9 protein-coding genes are annotated in these 16,818 nt (G+C 58.2%); 5 read left to right on the top strand and 4 right to left on the bottom strand.

Features of this window, described 5'->3' with window-relative positions:
* Window positions 1-339 precede the first annotated feature (339 nt).
* The gene (locus VK574_RS05220) at window positions 340-1,455 is read left to right on the top strand and encodes a sensor histidine kinase (protein ID WP_472798750.1); all 1,116 of its coding nucleotides are present in this window, start codon (window positions 340-342) and stop codon (window positions 1,453-1,455) included.
* Between the two features lie 240 nt (window positions 1,456-1,695).
* Here the strand turns inward: VK574_RS05220 and VK574_RS05215 are convergent, their stop codons facing one another.
* From VK574_RS05215 to VK574_RS05205, 3 genes are all read right to left on the bottom strand, one after another.
* Window positions 1,696-2,088, bottom strand: coding sequence for a DUF1330 domain-containing protein (locus VK574_RS05215; RefSeq protein ID WP_472798749.1), 393 nt, complete (start codon window positions 2,086-2,088; stop codon window positions 1,696-1,698).
* A 21-nt stretch (window positions 2,089-2,109) separates the two neighbouring features.
* The gene (locus tag VK574_RS05210) at window positions 2,110-4,044 is read right to left on the bottom strand and encodes a M61 family metallopeptidase (RefSeq protein ID WP_472798748.1); all 1,935 of its coding nucleotides are present in this window, start codon (window positions 4,042-4,044) and stop codon (window positions 2,110-2,112) included.
* A gap of 90 nt (window positions 4,045-4,134) precedes the next feature.
* Window positions 4,135-4,599, bottom strand: coding sequence for a hypothetical protein (locus VK574_RS05205; protein WP_472798747.1), 465 nt, complete (start codon window positions 4,597-4,599; stop codon window positions 4,135-4,137).
* A 263-nt stretch (window positions 4,600-4,862) separates the two neighbouring features.
* On the opposite strand from VK574_RS05205, the gene VK574_RS05200 reads away from it, so the two are divergent.
* From VK574_RS05200 to VK574_RS05185, 4 genes are all read left to right on the top strand, one after another.
* Window positions 4,863-6,308 (top strand): circularly permuted type 2 ATP-grasp protein, encoded by a 1,446-nt coding sequence (locus tag VK574_RS05200; protein ID WP_472798746.1) that lies wholly within the window; start codon window positions 4,863-4,865, stop codon window positions 6,306-6,308.
* A gap of 32 nt (window positions 6,309-6,340) precedes the next feature.
* Entirely contained in the window at window positions 6,341-7,303 is a 963-nt protein-coding gene (locus VK574_RS05195; protein WP_472798745.1) for an alpha-E domain-containing protein, read from the top strand.
* Between the two features lie 17 nt (window positions 7,304-7,320).
* Window positions 7,321-8,304: a transglutaminase family protein gene (locus VK574_RS05190; protein WP_472798744.1), complete on the top strand. Its 984-nt coding sequence runs from the start codon at window positions 7,321-7,323 to the stop codon at window positions 8,302-8,304.
* Window positions 8,305-8,707: 403 nt separating this feature from the next.
* Complete coding sequence (locus VK574_RS05185; RefSeq protein WP_472798743.1) at window positions 8,708-12,490, top strand: TonB-dependent receptor; 3,783 nt, start codon at window positions 8,708-8,710, stop codon at window positions 12,488-12,490.
* 82 nt (window positions 12,491-12,572) lie between these two features.
* Here VK574_RS05185 and VK574_RS05180 read toward each other — a convergent pair whose 3' ends face one another.
* Entirely contained in the window at window positions 12,573-16,724 is a 4,152-nt protein-coding gene (locus tag VK574_RS05180) for a DUF3857 domain-containing protein (RefSeq protein WP_472798742.1), read from the bottom strand.
* Window positions 16,725-16,818 lie beyond the last annotated feature (94 nt).

The raw sequence follows: 16,818 nt of genomic DNA, 5'->3' as shown, positions 1-16,818 counted from the left end.
CGCAAGTTGAAGGGCCTTCTGGGACCACTTGGCGGGCCCCAGAAGGTCTGCCCTGAGCGTAGAGAAGCGTCGCGAGATTATTCATGGTCAGCGTCGAATCGATTTTTCCGTCGCTCGTCACAAATCGCGCCCTATTCCCAATTGCACCGTCCAACAAGCTGATATGATCGAAAACTTGGTCACATAAAGCTCGGAAAACAGTTACGTCTGGCAACGTCGCCACGGACGAACCTCGGCCGACGAGATACGTTAACGACCGGATCGCAACGATGGAGCCCGCTTTTCGCGGGGTTAACCATGAATATTAAAAGGCTCTTTGGTCGCTCAGAGCGCGTGGGAATGCGCCCCATCCCCTTTCTCGGCAGCTTTCTTATAGTCGGGCTGTTGTTTGCCTTGCAGCAGTGGCTGGGCATGCGAATCATGTGGCAAAAATCCGCCTATAACCTGTGGCCCGCAGTTGCAGGCTGGGAACTGCAGTATCTGCTCTGGGGCATATTCTGCTGGTCTCTTTGGCTCTGGCTGGGAGACAGTTTGCAGAAAGCGGGATGGCGATACATCCTGTTGCGCATCGTGCCCCTCAGCATCGTGATGAGCATCATAGTTGAAATGGCGCTGGCTGCATGCGGTTTCCCAATCAGTCGCGTTCCGATCAGTTTCTGGCAGAGAGTGGACTTCAGTCTTGCCGACGAATTCCTCGAGAATACGGCAGTGTTTTGGGGAGCCTTCATGGTGATCCGCGGCATCGGCTACTACCGGGAATCGCGGCAGAAGGAACGGGATATGTCGCAGCTTGCCGTCGAGCTGACAGAAGCTCGAATGCTGGCGCTTCGCATGCAGATCAATCCTCACTTTCTGTTCAACACCATGAACAGCATTTCCAGCCTGATGTACACCGATGTGCGCGCGGCGGACAGAATGCTGGAGCAACTCTGCAGTTTGCTTCGTGTCTCTCTGGAGCGAGGACCAAAACAATTGATCTGCCTCCAGGAGGAGATGGAGTTCATTGAGATGTATCTGTCGCTTCAGAACATCCGATCCGCAGGGCAGATCCGGCAGAACATCATCATCGATCCCCGCCTGTACGATGCCCTGGTTCCGACCATGATTCTTCAGCCACTCGTTGAGAATGCCTATGTTCACGGGCTTTCGCGGGTGAATGCGGGGCTCCTCGAGATAACCGCGAGGGAAGATGATGGACAACTCAGCATCTCCGTGCGAAACAGCGGGATCGGGTTGAAGCCCGTGAAAGGACCCGAGGCCCGCAGCACGGGGATAGGTCTCACCAACGTAAAAAATCGCCTACGGTTGCATTTTGGAGACAAAGGTCTTCTGGCAATTCACGCGATTGCGAACGACCTGGTTGAAGCTACGGTGAAGTTCCCGGTGATCTTTTCAACTTCGAATGAGGTCGCATTCCACCAAGACGAAAAGTCATTGTCAAGAAAAGCTGGATGACGCACGGCACCTGTAACAGCGGACGGATCCCGCATCGGGACGCTTTGAACGCCAGTATCTCCACACAATAGGAATATCTGCGGGCCTGATGGACTGGCTGCGGATTGCCATCTTCCTATCACCCGAGGCTGCCTTATCACAACGGGCGCGCCTCGCAAATTTTGCCTTAGAACACTTGATTGGGCGGCCTCACGGGCAATATCCATGCATCCAGATCATTACTCCGAGTCGTCATTCTTCTCACTGAGGCGGGACACCTTCCACGATGAATATGCGGCTCTTTGCTGCGCTTTGCCTGATCGGCCTGATTGCCGCATAAGCCGGCGAGTCGTACCATTCACGTGCCTTCTGCACACTGTCGAATTCGATCACCACCACCCTGTCCTTTGGCGCATCGCCCTCCAGAGCCTGAATCTTGCTGGTGCTAACGACGTAGCGGTGGTTGAAAGGCGCCAGCGTTTCCACTATCTTCTTGCCGTAATCCTGCAAGGCAGCGGGATCTGTTATCTCGGCTTCGGCGATCACGTAGCCAGGTAGCGTCTTCACCTGCTGCCCTCGGATCGCGATTCCGCCTGTAACGCCAATCGAGACACCGAGCATCATCGCAAACACCAGCTTCAGTTTCGTTTTCATGGCTGACAACCCTTCATTCCGCTAGTCGGCATCTTCCTTCTGCTGCTCCGGCACGTTCTCAGGCGTAGTCAGCGGCTTGATGATGTCGTCCAGATACGCCGGCGTTCCGTCCACGCGCTCCAGGGCGGGGTACCGCTCTCCCTCGTGATAATCAATCTGCGCCGTCGAAACAAACGAATCCGCCTGCACCATCACCTTGATAGCCTTCGAAGGATCCTTCGCCACGCGAATCGCCTCGCGCAGCGCATCGCCCGAGTAGACCTTGTCGTTCACCGCCATGATCTTTTCGCCCGGCGCCAGCCCGGCCTTGTCCGCAGGCCCATTCCACAGCACATCGGCAATCGTCCCGTCCGCGCCGATCCGCAGTCCGATCGAGTACCAGCAATCCACGCCTCCGCCACGCCGTCCCTCGGCCGCCGCCATCATCCGTTCTGACTTCGTCGGCTTGTCCTTGAACACAAGCTTGTATCCACCCTGCTCCAGCCCAGCCGCATCCACATGCGGATTGATCTTGTCCACGCGATCGTGCAGAAAAGTCGCCCAGTCATACGGCACAACCTGGTTCAAATCCTGCACCAGCTCATCGAACGTGTAGGTCACAATCAGCGGCCCTGTATTCCCGCCGTTGCCTAGGAAAATCTTCACGAAATCATTCAGCGACTTCTTGTTCTCTGTCATCTTGCGGATCAGCGTGTCCGCATCCAGCCACAGCATCTCGCCTTCGAAGTAGTAGTCCTGTCCGCGCCGCTCATTCGACCACGCCTGATTGCCGCCGCGCAGAATGCTTGCGCCGACCGCCGTGTCCACCGTCGGCCGCCATTCGCGTCCGCGCGTGTAATCCAACTCCGCCGCCGTCGCCGCCAGCACATCCTTGTACTCCTGCGCATTCTTCAGGCCCGATCGCGCCGCCAGCACATTCCCCCAATATTCCGTCATGCCCTCGTACACCCACAGCAGCGCGCCCTGCATCGGCGTCGCAAAATCCGGCTGATACAGTCCCGCCGGCCGCCGGTACTTCCCGTTCCACGAGTGCGTGAATTCATGCGACAGCAAATCTGACTCCGGCAGTTGATGCACGTCGTCGGCAAATCCCTTCTCGCCCACCCCGTTGTCCGACGACTGCCCATGTTCCAGTCCCATGCCGCCCGCAATATCCGACAGTGTCAGCAGAAAATGATACTCGTTGTAATGGTGAGAACCATAAAGCGCATCGGCCTCCCGCACCAGGTTGGCCGCTTCAGCCAGCACCGCAGGACGCATGTTTGCATCCTCTGGCGCATCCGCCGCGACATCCAAATAGTGCAGCGGCTTGATTGTCGGCGCGAGCGGATACTCATGGAAATACAGCCCAGTCAAAATCGGCGAGTCCTCCAGTTGCTCCACAGTTGTGGCCGCAAACTTCGTCGTGCTTCCCGCCTCCGGCACCGGATAAGCTCCACCGCTCACCGCCTTCAGCGCCGTTCCAATCCCCCAACCCGCAGGCACCTTCACCGACGGCTGAATTGCAATATCCTTTACCGGCACGTGCGCCGGGTACAGCATGAGCGCCTCCCACTCCAGTGCCGCCATCCGCTGCGAAACGCGGCGTGTCACGATCGCGTCAACGTGCGCATGCACTGTCGCTACGCCGCTTGGCACTGTCAGGTGATACTCAAAGAGATTTACGTCGTCGCGCCGCCACTCCAGCGTTTTCCCGTTCGCCGTAAACACCACACCAACTAACGAAGACGCCGGTCCCGAAGGCATGTGATGCCCTGGAATCCACTCCGGTGAAATCAGAGTCAGCGGTCCCGCCGACACTGGAAAATCAATCTCCGCATGAAACAGTTTGCGCGGCGCATCCGAGAGATCAGCGGTGATCTCGATCGGCGCCTTTTGCGCACGCGCAAGTGGAATTGCCAGGGAAAACATTAAAAGGGCAGGGAAGTAATGGGCACAGCGCTTTAACGTGAGCATCCGGGCGAAGCCTCCTGAGGAATTCAGCTTAACGCATTGCGGAGTGTAATCCTTAATCCGCTTGCTGCACCCATCCGGCGGCTCCAACAGTTACTCTCTCATATTCAGCAAATCTTTGATCCGCCCCACAAGCGTCGGCGGGCTCTTGTCGTGTGCAAGCATCATCCGTCCTTCCATGGGGAACCACACCTCTTCGCCCGAAGAGCTCGCGTTGAACAATCCCAAACGGTGTTTCTCCGCAAGGCGCGCCACGGTCATGTAGGCCGCTTCCTCCTCTGACCACGCAAACGAAACGTAAATAAAATCGGCGCCAATGGCGTAATCAGAACTCGATGCTTCACCCTCGGCGGTCCGCTCTTTGGCAAAGGTCCCATTCATCGGAGGAAAAATTTCAACCATATCCTCAAACCACGCACGCAGGTTGGCCGAACTGAGAGCCGGATCGTCGTAGCTGTGGTCTTCGCCCCACTTCGTCTGCCCTGCATACCAGTCCAGGAACTCAGCGTGGCTCGCTGGAACGGCGTCGGGCTCGAAGACCATCAGGTCGTAGCTCATACTGTGATGCTATCCCGTTAGCGAAATTTGCGCCCGCCCGAAAACCAAAATTCTCGCTTTGCGTGCGCTCTTACCGGCCTCTCCCATCGTTCCCTGATTGTGCCTTTATGTCCAGCGTGTTAAAAGCTAAGGAACAGGGTACATGGCGGAACCGTCTTTCCGGGCTGGAGCAGTTCATTCGCAGCGACCGGAGCATTCTGCCATTTTCAAAAAAGCCTGATTCTCGCGTCAAGGACATCTCAAGAACCATGAGCGCCGGGCCCATGACAGAAGTGGAAACCCTTTACGGCGACTACCCCATCGACCACGCATTCGACGAGATGCGTGATTCGACCGGAGATGTTCGCCTCCACTACCGTGCCCTGGCTGAAACGCTTGCGCGCCTGCCGCAGGAGGAATTGCAGCGCCGCAAGCAATCGGCTGAGCTATCCTTCCTCACCCAGGGAATCACATTTACCGTCTACGGCCGCGACGAAGGCACCGAGAAAATCTTTCCCTACGACCTGCTTCCCCGCCTGGTAACAGCGCAGGAGTGGGATCGCATCGAGCGCGGTCTCACCCAGCGCATCACTGCCCTGAATCTCTTCCTCCGCGATGTCTACTCCGAAGCCAAAATCCTTAACGACCGCGTGATCCCGCGCGAACTGGTGTACAGCTGCAAGCATTACCGCCGCCAGATGCGCGGCCTTCAGGTTCCACGCGATGTCTACATCTCCGTCGTCGGCTCTGACCTGCTTCGGCTGAATACTGGTGAATTCGTAGTCCTCGAAGACAATCTCCGCGTGCCATCCGGCGTAAGCTACATGCTCACCAATCGCCGCGTCATGAAGCGCACGTTCCCCGAGCTTTTCCACAGCTACGGCGTACGCCCCATTGAGCACTATCCGCAGCTCCTTCTCGCTACTCTGCGCTCGCTTGCGCCGGAGGGGCGCCCCGAGCCCAACATCGTCCTGCTCACCCCCGGCGTCTTTAACTCCGCATATTTCGAGCACACGTACCTCGCGCGCCAGATGGGCATCGACCTCGTTGAGGGCCGCGACCTCGTTACCCACGACAACATCGTCTACATGCGCACAACCGACGGTCTCAAGCGCGTCGACGTCATCTACCGCCGCGTTGACGACGACTTCAGCGATCCGCTTATCTTTCGCGGCGATTCGATTCTTGGCTGCACAGGGCTGTTCAACGCTTATCGTGCCGGCAACGTCACCGTAACCAACGCGTTCGGTACTGGCCTCGCCGACGACAAGGCACTCTACGCCTACGTCCCGCGCATCATCCGCTATTACCTCGACGAAGATCCCATCCTCAATAACGTCGAAACCTATCTGCTCACCGAAGACAAGCACCGCGAGCACGTTCTTGGCAATCTCGACAAGCTCGTGGTCAAGGCGGTCGGCGAAAGTGGCGGTTACGGCATGCTGATCGGGCCGCATTCCACGGCGCGCCAGCGCGAGGAATTTGCCGAACGCATCAAGGCCAATCCGCGCAACTACGTCGCGCAGCCAACGCTCGATTTTTCCCGCGCGCCCTGTCTCATCGGCGACCGTCTCGAGCCGCGCCACGTCGACCTGCGGCCTTACATTCTCTTTGGTGACAAGATCAACATCGTCCCCGGAGGACTCACCCGCGTGGCTCTCGAAAAAGGTTCACTCGTCGTCAACTCCTCGCAAGGCGGGGGCAGCAAGGACACATGGGTTCTGGAGTAACAGCGAGTCACAGACTTCCGGAGAGTACCAAAATGCTTTCGCGCGTAGCCGACAGCCTCTATTGGATGAGCCGCTACCTCGAGCGTGCCGAAAACACCGTGCGCCAGCTCGACGTTGCCATGAGCCTCATGCTCGACTCAGGGGGCGCCAGCGCCGAATCCCACTGGCAGCGACTCGTCTCCTCCCTCGGGAATCCTTCCGGCCTCGAATGGAGTGGCGACCCCGGTTCCAATGCTGAATCGCTTGTCTTCGACAAGCATCATCCGGCATCCGTCACCTCTTGCATCGATGCCGCGCGCGAAAATGCCCGCCAGATCCGTGAAGAAATCTCCACCGAGCAATGGCAGCGCCTCAACCGCCTCTACCACCTCATGCACTCCCCGCACACCGAAACCCAGTTTCGTTCCAACATCAACGACGTGCTCTCTTCGCTCATCGACGCCATCCATCTCTTCAAAGGCGTCAGTGACACTACCATGATCCATGGCCAGGGTTGGCACTTTATCCGCCTCGGGCGCTACCTCGAGCGCGCCTACGCCATCGCAACGCTCCTTCAGGTCTACCAGCCCCTGCTTTCGAGTCCGCCCGAACGCGAACACTCCGGCTACCAGTATCTTGAGCAAGTGGGCCTCCTCCGCTGTTGTACTGCATTCGAAGCTTACTGCCAGGTTTATACCGCGGACCTCACGCCTGATCGCATCCTCGAATTTCTTCTGCTCAACCGCGACTTCCCTCACGCCATCCGCTACTCCGTCGATGGTGTACGCCAGGCCATCCAGTCCATTCAGCACACCGGCGGACGTCGTCCTCCTGACGAACTCAGCGCCGATATCGGCCGGCTGCACGCCATGCTCAGTTTCACTTCGATCAGCGAAATCCTGAACGGCGATGCCGCCGCATTCCTCCACACCATTCGACAGCAGTGCATGCGCATCCACGAACTCGTGTACCGCTACTACATTCAGTACTCCATCCAATCTGCGCTGGCCATCTAGCTGAGGATCCAATAGACGTGAATTGCTACTCCATCCGGCACCTTACCCGTTACCGATACTCGCAACCCGTGAGCGAAAGCATCATGGAAACGCGCATGCACCCGCGCTCCGACTCAAACCAGCACTGCCTCACCTTTTCGCTCTCCGTCAGTCCGCGCTGCCGCGTCTTCACCTACCGCGACCACTTCGGCAACAATGTCCACCACTTCGATATTCCCGGCGAGCACAATCAGCTGGTCATCGTGGCCGAATCCGTTGTCGAACAGCAGCCGATGCCTGAGGTCCCCGGTTTCTTGTCACCCGATGCATGGCAGGCGCTCGACGCCATGATCGAAGCAGGAGACTACTGGGAGATGCTGTTGCCCAGCGAATTTGTCGTCGAGACTCCGGCGCTCACCATGCTGGCGACGCAGATGGGTGTCACGCGTCGTGACGATCCTTTGATGCTCGTGCAGGAACTCAACCAACGTCTCTTCAATCACTTCGAGTACGTTCCTCGCTCAACACGCGTCGACTCCCCGATCGACGAAGCCATCCTCAGCGGACGTGGCGTGTGCCAGGACTTTGCTCACACGATGATTGCGCTGCTTCGCCTCGTCCGCATTCCAGCCCGGTACGTCTCCGGCTACCTCTATCGCAGCCGCGAAGACAATGATCGCTCTACCCCAGACGCAACACACGCCTGGGTCGACGTTCTCATGCCCCACCTCGGCTGGGTCGGCTTCGATCCCACCAACAATCTCGTCGCCCACCACCGCCACATCCGCACCGCTGTTGGCCGCGACTATGCTGACGTACCCCCCACCCACGGCATTTTCCGCGGCAAATCTTCGAGTGAACTCTATGTTGCGGTCCACGTCGAAGCCAGCGAGGCACCCCCCGCCCTTGATCGCAAAATGCCCATTCCGGAGGATTGGTCGGTGCTGGTCGAACGCGCCCAACAGCCCCCCGAACGCCCGCAACCCCTGATTGATCTGCAACAAATGCAGCAGCAGCAATGACACGAACCACGAAGCTTTTGACACGAACGGCGAAATTTGACATGAACGGCCTGATATTTGACATGAACCGCGAATTTTAGGGGACGAATCGAGCGGTTATAGTGACGAAACGGTATTCTCGACGCCGGCCGCGACCTCGCATGAGGATTTTTCTATTGAATCTTTATCGGGTGAGCACATAGATTTAAGGTATTCCCTACGCCCGGTGTTCGATGCCGGCGATATTCAAACGTTCCATTGTGGCATTTCTGAATTGTTCGGGAAACAAATTTACCCCAACAAGAGTGAAGATCTTACGAATCACTCAGCCACGGCGCGAACGGCTTCGAACCTTTCGTGCAGATAACAAATAAGGTCGCTACCCACGACCAACGCAGCAAGTATTCTTTTGGAGGAACCAGCCGTGAAAAAATCCCTTCTGGGATGGATACTTCTATGTGTCCTTTCCACCGCATCACTCTCCTTTGGCCAGCTCGCAACAACCTCACTCCGCGGCACAATCAAGGACCCCTCGGGAGCCCTCGTACCCGGAGCCAAAATCACCATCATCGACAAAGCAACCGGCAAATCGATCTCCACGATCGGAGACAGCTCCGGCTCCTACAACTTCCCACAGATCGAACCAGCCAAATACGATATCAGTGTCACCGCAAACGGCTTTGCCACCCAGATGAAGTCTGCTGAGTTGCTAGTGAACCAGCCCGCTACCATTGACTTCGATCTCTCGGTTCAAGCCAGTTCCATCACGGTCGACGTCTCCTCAGTCGCGCAGACGTTGAATACTTCTGACGCCTCTCTAGGTAGCTCCGCCGATACCGCGGAAATCCAGGCCCTGCCCAGTGAAACGCGCAATGTGCCCGACCTGCTTTCGTTGCAGCCTGGCGTCTTCTACATGCCGTCTCCCGGATACGGAATGGGTGACAGCCGTAGCGGTGCTGTCAACGGCGGCCGCTCTGACCAGGGCAACGTCACCCTCGACGGTGTGGATGATAACGACCAGGTTGGCGGCCTTGCCTTCACGGGCGTGCTCCGCCAGACCCAGGACTCGATCGAGGAATTTCGCGTGACCACCGGTGATGCGAATGCAGATGCCGGCCGCTCTTCCGGCGCGCAGATTTCCATGGTCACGAAATCCGGTACCAACAAGTTTCATGGTGCCGCTTACGAGTACAACCGTCCCACGATCACGGTTGCCAACGACTGGTTCAACAAGCAGCAGGAAGCCGCCCTCGGTAACCCCAACATTCCCGGCAAGCTCATCCGAAACATCTTTGGCGGCGACTTCGGCGGACCCATCAAGAAAGACAAACTATTCTTCTTCGGCAACTTCGAGGCCTCGCGTCTTTCTGAGAATCAGCAGGTAACCACCACCTCGCCGACCGCGAGCTATCAGCAGGGAACGATCATCTACGTTAACGATCCAGCGGGCGATACAGCGAGCATCAACGCGAGTCAGGTTATTTCGCTCGACAGTGGTTGCCAGGTCTGCAACACCACCGCATATCCTGCCCCGCCAGGACCCAATCCGAATGTCCTGAAATATCTGAACGCGATGCCTGCGGCCAACGGAACCTCTTTGGGCGATGGATTCAATACCGGCTCGTTTTCGTTCTCGTCGCCGGCGCCGGTCCACTTGAACACCAGCATCGCTCGCCTCGACTATATTCCGTCTGACAAGCACCGCATCTTTGTGCGCGGCAACCTGCAGGACGATACCACCGCTCTCCCGGAACACTTTCCCGGTCAGCCGCCGGCGCAGACTTTGGTTGATGACAGCAAGGGCATCACCGCCGGAGAAACCTGGACCATCAACTCGCGGATGATTAATGACATCCGGTTCGGTTACATCCGTCAGGGATTCTCCCTCAGCGGAATCGGATCCGGCGACTACGTTAACTTCCGCTTCATCAATTCGCCCACGGCGGAGACGCGCTCTTCCATCACCAGTGTGCCGGTCAACAACGTGATCGATAACTTTACGTTCACAAAGGGAAACCATACTATCCAACTCGGCGGCAACTGGCGACTGGTCCATCAAAACCACACCTCGGACGCGAACTCATTTAACAGCGCTACCTCGAATCCATTTTGGGTGGGAGGCAGCGCTCCCGATCCGTGCCTCCTCGACAACTCCTGCAACACAACCGGTGCTGAAGTGGACTCTTCGTTCACGAACTCCTATGAGATCGCATTCGCTAATCTCGTAGGTACCATTCCGCAAATCACCGACGTGTTCAACTACAAGCTCACCAGCCCGACGGCGGGTACGGCTCTTGCAGATGGTGTACCCCTTGAACGCCACTTTGTCACCAACGAGCTGGAGTGGTACGCACAGGACGCATGGCGCCTGAAACCGAATCTCACGCTCACCTTCGGCGTGCGGCACACCATCCTGCAGACACCCTACGAAGCGAATGGTCAGGAGGTCACGCCCACGATCGACACTCACACCTGGTTCATGCAGCGCGAGTCGGCGGCTCAAAAAGGCCAGATTTATGAACCCGATCTCTCCTTTTCACCTGCCGGGAAGTTCTACAACAAGCCCGGCTATTGGCCTAAACAGAAGTCGAACTTTGCACCTCGGCTGGCGGTCGCCTGGTCGCCCAATGGCAAGACCTCGATCCGCGCGGGCGCTGGCATCTACTACGATCACTTCGGCCAGTCGCTCGTGAACACCTTCGATCAGAATGGCTCCTTCGGCATGAGTTCTTCGATTTCTAACCCGGCCGGCGTTTATCAGATCGAAGGGCAGTGCACTACGGGCTGCAAGCACCCTGGAGCGCCGCGCTTTGTCGACAACAGGACGTTCCCCGATATCAGTACCGGGGCTGCTGCCGCATCGACCGTTTCGTTCCCTTACCTCTATCCGCAGAACAACTTTTCCATTCAATGGGGCATCGACAGCAAGATCAAGACCCCTTACTCCGAGACCTTCGATTTATCCGTTCAGCATGAACTGCCTCATGGATGGGCGGTAGAGGGTGCCTATGTAGGCCGCCTGGGGCATCACTTGCTTCAGCAGCTCGATCTGGCGGAGCCAGTGGACTATGTTGATCCACAGGGGGGCGGCGATTACTTTGCCGCCGGCACAGCGCTTTCAAAGGCTGTGGATGCCGCTGGAGGTGATCCCTCGGCGAGCGTTCAGCCCATCCAGTTCTTTGAGGATGTCTTCCCCTTTATGGCTGGTCTGGACGGCCCTGGAGAGAGCGCAACCCAGGCAATCTACACCAATGAGTGGGCGCCTTATCGGGCACAGCTTGGCGCAACTACGGCATTGGCTGACATCGACTTCTTCTGCGCTTACGGCTGTCCCGATGGTTGGCAGTCCCACTTCTGGCAGGATCAGTTCGCGTCGCTGTTTGCGTTGTCCACGGTCGGCAATAGCTATTACAGCGCTGGTCAATTCATCCTGCGGCATCCAACCAGCCACGGCCTAACCGTGGATTTCAGCTACACCCTGTCTCACTCCATTGATATGGGCTCCGACACTGAACGCAGCAATGAGTTTGGCGGCTTCACTACAAACTCTGGTTCCTTCAGCGAACTTACAAACACCTGGAAGCCCAAGCAATCCCGCGGTGCCTCGGACTTTGACACACGTCACCTGATCACGACGGACTGGGTCTATCAGCTTCCCATCGGTCGCAATCAGGCGTGGGGCGGTCACACCAACAACCTGGTCAACGCGCTGATTGGCGGATGGCAATTCTCGGGGATCGAACGGTGGTCAAGCGGTCTGCCGTTCTCGCTCGCCGATCCCGGCTGGTCCACCAACTGGCAGATCGAGAGCTTCGGCGTGGCTACCGGGCCGGTCAAAATGCATCGTCACTTTGACCAGAACGGGAATCCGCAGTTCTTCGCCAATCAAGCTGCAATCAATAGCGGCGTCGCCTGCGGCGGATGCAACAACGGGAACATGCGCCTCTCTTATCCCGGGGAGGCCGGCCAACGCAACTCCTTCCGCGGCGATGGCCTCTTCAACCTCGATTCCGGACTCAGCAAGAGCTGGGCCATCCGCGAACTTGGAACCCTCAAGTTTGCCTGGGAGGTCTACAACGCCACCAATACGGTGCGCTTCGATCCGGCCTTCATCGGCTCCGGCCTTACCGGCGGCAACCTCGGTGTAGCCAGTGCCGAACTCAGCGTCCCACGCCGCATGCAGTTCAGCTTGCGGTACGACTTCTAACCAACTCAACAACAGAACGCCGGAGGAGCCCTCGCTCCTCCGGCGTTTTTCTTTTCTATCTCCGCTCTTGCGAACCGGCTGTCTACTTGCTCGCCGTCGCTTCTTCAGCCCCCATCGCCTTCAATCGATTCTGCGCAAGCTGCCAGCTCGACGTCGGAATCATCATCGTCTCCTTCGGCTTGTCCAGCTTGCGATAATCCGAGACCGCTGTATTGCGTTCGCCGTACTGCTCCGCAATGCGCCCGAATCCATACCAGTAATCGTCATCCGGCTCGTCCAGATTCAGATTGTCCATGGCGCGCAGCAAAAGATCATGCGCTTCCTTCGTCTTGCCCGTCTCGGCGTAGACGCAAGCCATGGTATGCAGAATAGCTGGATTGTCGCGATCCATCTGGGTCGCCTTTGTGGCCGTTGCTACATCCGCCTCGCCTACCTTGCCGGTGTACAGCCCGAACCACGCCATCGAATTCAGCATGCCGGCATCCGCCTTGCCTTGGTCGATCAGCTTCTGGATCCATCCGCGTGCCGCTGCATAATTTCCTCGGCTTGCTTCAATCCGCACCTTTGCCTGAATCGCATCGGCATCGCCATCCAGCAGCTTCAGACGCGCATCCGCCTGTGCCAGCGCCTCATCATAGCGTTTCAGACCGATCAATCCCTCCACTTCCGTCATGAAGGCGAGTCGTGATTCCGGCACTTCCTTCAACAGGTCCGACCCGACCTCCTCGAGCTTCGCAGACTCGTCGAGTTGCGAATAGCCCATAGCCAACGCAAGCTCGATGTTCGTCTTCTCGCGATCCGTCGCCGCACGCTTGCGCGCGTCTTCCAGCAGCGCCACACCCTGCGCGGCTGTTGGTTTCGTGCCCACCATCAGTGCCGCTGCCGCCAGCGTCATCTTGTGTGCGTCCGCCGCCTCGCCCTTGATCCAGAACCGCGGGAATACCGGGCCTCCCAACGTGTCATCCCCGCCGCCCAGGTGCTGATCTTCGCGAATCCAGTCCAGCAACACCTTGGCGCCGTTCAGGTCCCCGGCCTTGATTCGATCCAGCATCTCCCGCGCAATGGAGTTCGGCTTGTCCGCGGTATCCAGCACCTTGTACTGCCCGCCCTCTTTGACAACGAAGAACGTGATGGTCGGTCCGCCCGGAATCTGTACTTTTTCCCGGTACCCGGTCGCGTCGTCTCCGTCCCCCTTGGGATCGAATGCCTGCAACAGGATGTCGATCGTCACATCGAGAGAGTTGTCCTGCCGCGCCAACTGGCTATTCAGTTTTTTGCCCGCGGCCCACTCCTTCTTCCGCTCCTCGGGATCTTCGGCTCGGAACACCACAACAGCATTGCGGCTGAGGAGCGCTTCCATCGTGGCCTGCGTTCCGTTCGGATCCATCGTCAGCAGAAAAGCCCGCTTCACCAGGTCCGTTGGCGTATTAGCAAACTGCAAATCCTCGTGCCGCTTCGCGCCACGCAACATGCTTGCCATCCCCATCGTCTGCGCCGCATTGTCACCGGCTGCGCCCGCCGCAAGAAAATCCGCGGCCAGCGCATAGTTACGCGTGTTCATCAGCATCTCGCCGGCGGTGCGCGCCGTGTCCTTGAAAGCCGAATCGGAATTCGAGAGCTTGTTGATCTCCGCCAACCCGTCTTTGCTTCCCTGCAGCACCGCGCGGCTTGCCGCAATCAATGCCACCGGTTGGGGATTGAGCGCCTGTGCCGCCTTGATAGCTCCGGCTGCATCGCCGCTATAGAAAAGCGCATACGGAAGATTGTTCGGAATCTCTAATTCCGCAAGTTTGTCTTGCCCAAGTTTCTCGTACTCCGCCACGGCCTGCTTCAGGTTGGCCTGCCCACTGTACCGCCGGCCGACGGCGTCATACTCAAGCAGAATTGCCAGGTTCCCCTGCGCCGTGTGATCGTCCGGATCAAGCTTCTCCGAAGCTCGGTAGGCCTCCGCCGCACCTTCCCAATCCGTACCCGGCCGGAGATCACGGCCTACCAGGTCATGCTTCAGAATGTCCGCCAGCGTCCGCTCCGCCAGTGCCGAATTCGGATCAAGCTTCACGGCTTCGCGCGCTTCTGCCCGCGCTGCTTCTCCCATGCCTGCCCGCAGCAGCACACGCGCCACCTGCAAATGATGCACCGCGTCATTTGGATTCGCGGCAATCAGCCCTCGGTAGCTGACCAGCGCTTCCTTTACCTTGCCCTCGTGCAGAAGCGCCTCTCCCTCCGGTTCAAAACTCACCATGATTGCCGGTCCCGCAAGCATCTCCGCAACCTTGTTGCGTACCGCGGTTGCCTCGGCAACCGAGTAGCGCCGCTTGCCGGAATCGAAAGCAAGGTCCGCTTCCACCGCGCCGTCGTTGGCCTTTGAAAACTTCTCCGTCAGGACCGCCGGTCCCATCGCGATCGTGTCGTCCTTCGGCAACTCCTTTGGCACAAACCCCGCCGGCGGCACAATCTTGTATTTCCACTCCGCGGTGAAAGGTTGATCCAGTTCCCAGTCCGCAGTGCGCGGCTTCTTCGGCTTATCCGCATCATCCTTCTTCTTCGCGTCCGCATCGTCCTTGCGTCTTAATTCTTCAGGCAATTGCTGAAACAGCGTGTCCACGCGAATCGCCGCGATGGCGTTATCCAGGTCGGTGAATCCGCGCTTGGCTTTTTCGCACGCAAGCGTGAGTTCGAATTGCTTCGACAGGTCGCCCGGATCCGTGCGTTCCACACTGGTGAGCTTGTCGGCGATATATTGAGCCTTCACGTACCCCGTTAGCCCGTCGCGCGTCTCTTTGTCCGGTTTGTCCGCATAGAAAGAGCGGTAGTGCGACTCGAATACACCCGACGGCAGAGTTTTTTCGATCACAGTTGCCGGCCCGTTTTCTCCCAGTCGAATCTCTCTCAGCTCCAGCAGCACATTGTCTCGCGATGCCGACTCAGGCGTAAGCGTCAGCGTGGTGCTCTCCGGCCGCGCAATCAGCGCATGTCTACCCTGGTCGTTGATCGGCAACTGTCCCAGCCGCGCATATTGATCCGTCGCATCGATCCACAATCCCGGTTTACCCGGCACGTACACAATCGCGTGATCGAACAACCCCATCCCCGGCAACTCCGCCGGCACATCCAGGCGCGATCCCGCATTCAGCAGTGCAACATATGCCGGAATCCCCGCCGCACGAAGCATCGCCACCAGCAACGTCGCCTTGTCTTTGCAATCGCCGTATTTCAGAGCCAGCGTCTCCGACGGATTGTGCGGGACAATCGCCGCCTCGCCAAATTCAATTCCCGTATAGCGGACCTCGCGGTCTACGTAATCCAGGATCACGGCTTCCTTGTCGCTTACCGACGATTTTCCGGCGATCAATCCCGCGACGATCGCTCGCACCGCATCCCCATCCGCTTTGCTGTCCACAATCTTCGAATATTCCGTTGCCAGCGTCTGCCATGAAGCGGCTGTCGAGTAGTCAATCTCGGGGAAAAGATACGCATCGGGCGGCAGATTCGCATCGCGCGCTTCGATCCCCTCCAACTCCCCAATCTCGTAGGTGATCGTCGCGCGTCCATTTGTTTCCACGCGCTCCGGTGTCAGTTCCGGCAGCAGGCGCGTTTCAACCCGCAAGGGCAATGACAGTGGTGCCTCGAAAACCGCGGTGCTGTGTCCCACCGGCGTCCGTTCATGTCCGAAAAAGGCTCGGCCAACCCGCCCCGGCGCAAAGAACGGCTCCGTCTCGCGCTCCAGGTACTCTTCCTCCACCACCACTCCGGGTGCAATCGCCGGCAGCGGAGCCCGCAGTCTCTTTCCGTTGCTGTAGGTTTTGTAATCGCCTCCGCGCGCCGGCTCTTCGGTAATGGCCTTCGGATCGAGATCATGCTCTGAATAATCGGGCTCGATCACGCGCGCACGAATGACCGGCCGCACCTCATGCCATGGGTCCCAACCCACCGACAAAGTGTCCCACCCCTCGGCGCCCTTGGCGGTTAGCACCTTATAGATGTAGTGCCCCACATGCGTCAGCCTGCCCGCTTCGTCAAAACTGAATTGCTCATCGTCGTCGAAAAGCACTACATTCGCGCCGTCGGGAGCGGCCATCGACGAAGCGGCCTGGTACAAATCCCTGGCAGGAACAGAGAAGTGCGGCGCGCTCCACGGCGCGGCAGCCTGCTGCGCACCTGCTTCAACCGCGGCTACTCCAGGAAACACAAGAAGAAAGTAAGGTACAAAACGGCGCAAGGCAGGAAGGTGCACAGCACTCCTCGTTGAACAGGGATTGTGATCACGGTAAACCCGGTTCGCGGCAAGTGCAAGACCGACGCTGATGGCTTCACACCGACGGTTACCT

The organism is Occallatibacter sp. (assembly GCF_035317045.1).
Lineage (GTDB): Bacteria > Acidobacteriota > Terriglobia > Terriglobales > Acidobacteriaceae > Telmatobacter.
Note: the sequence above shows the minus strand (reverse complement) of the source record. Positions and strands in the feature narration are given on the sequence as shown.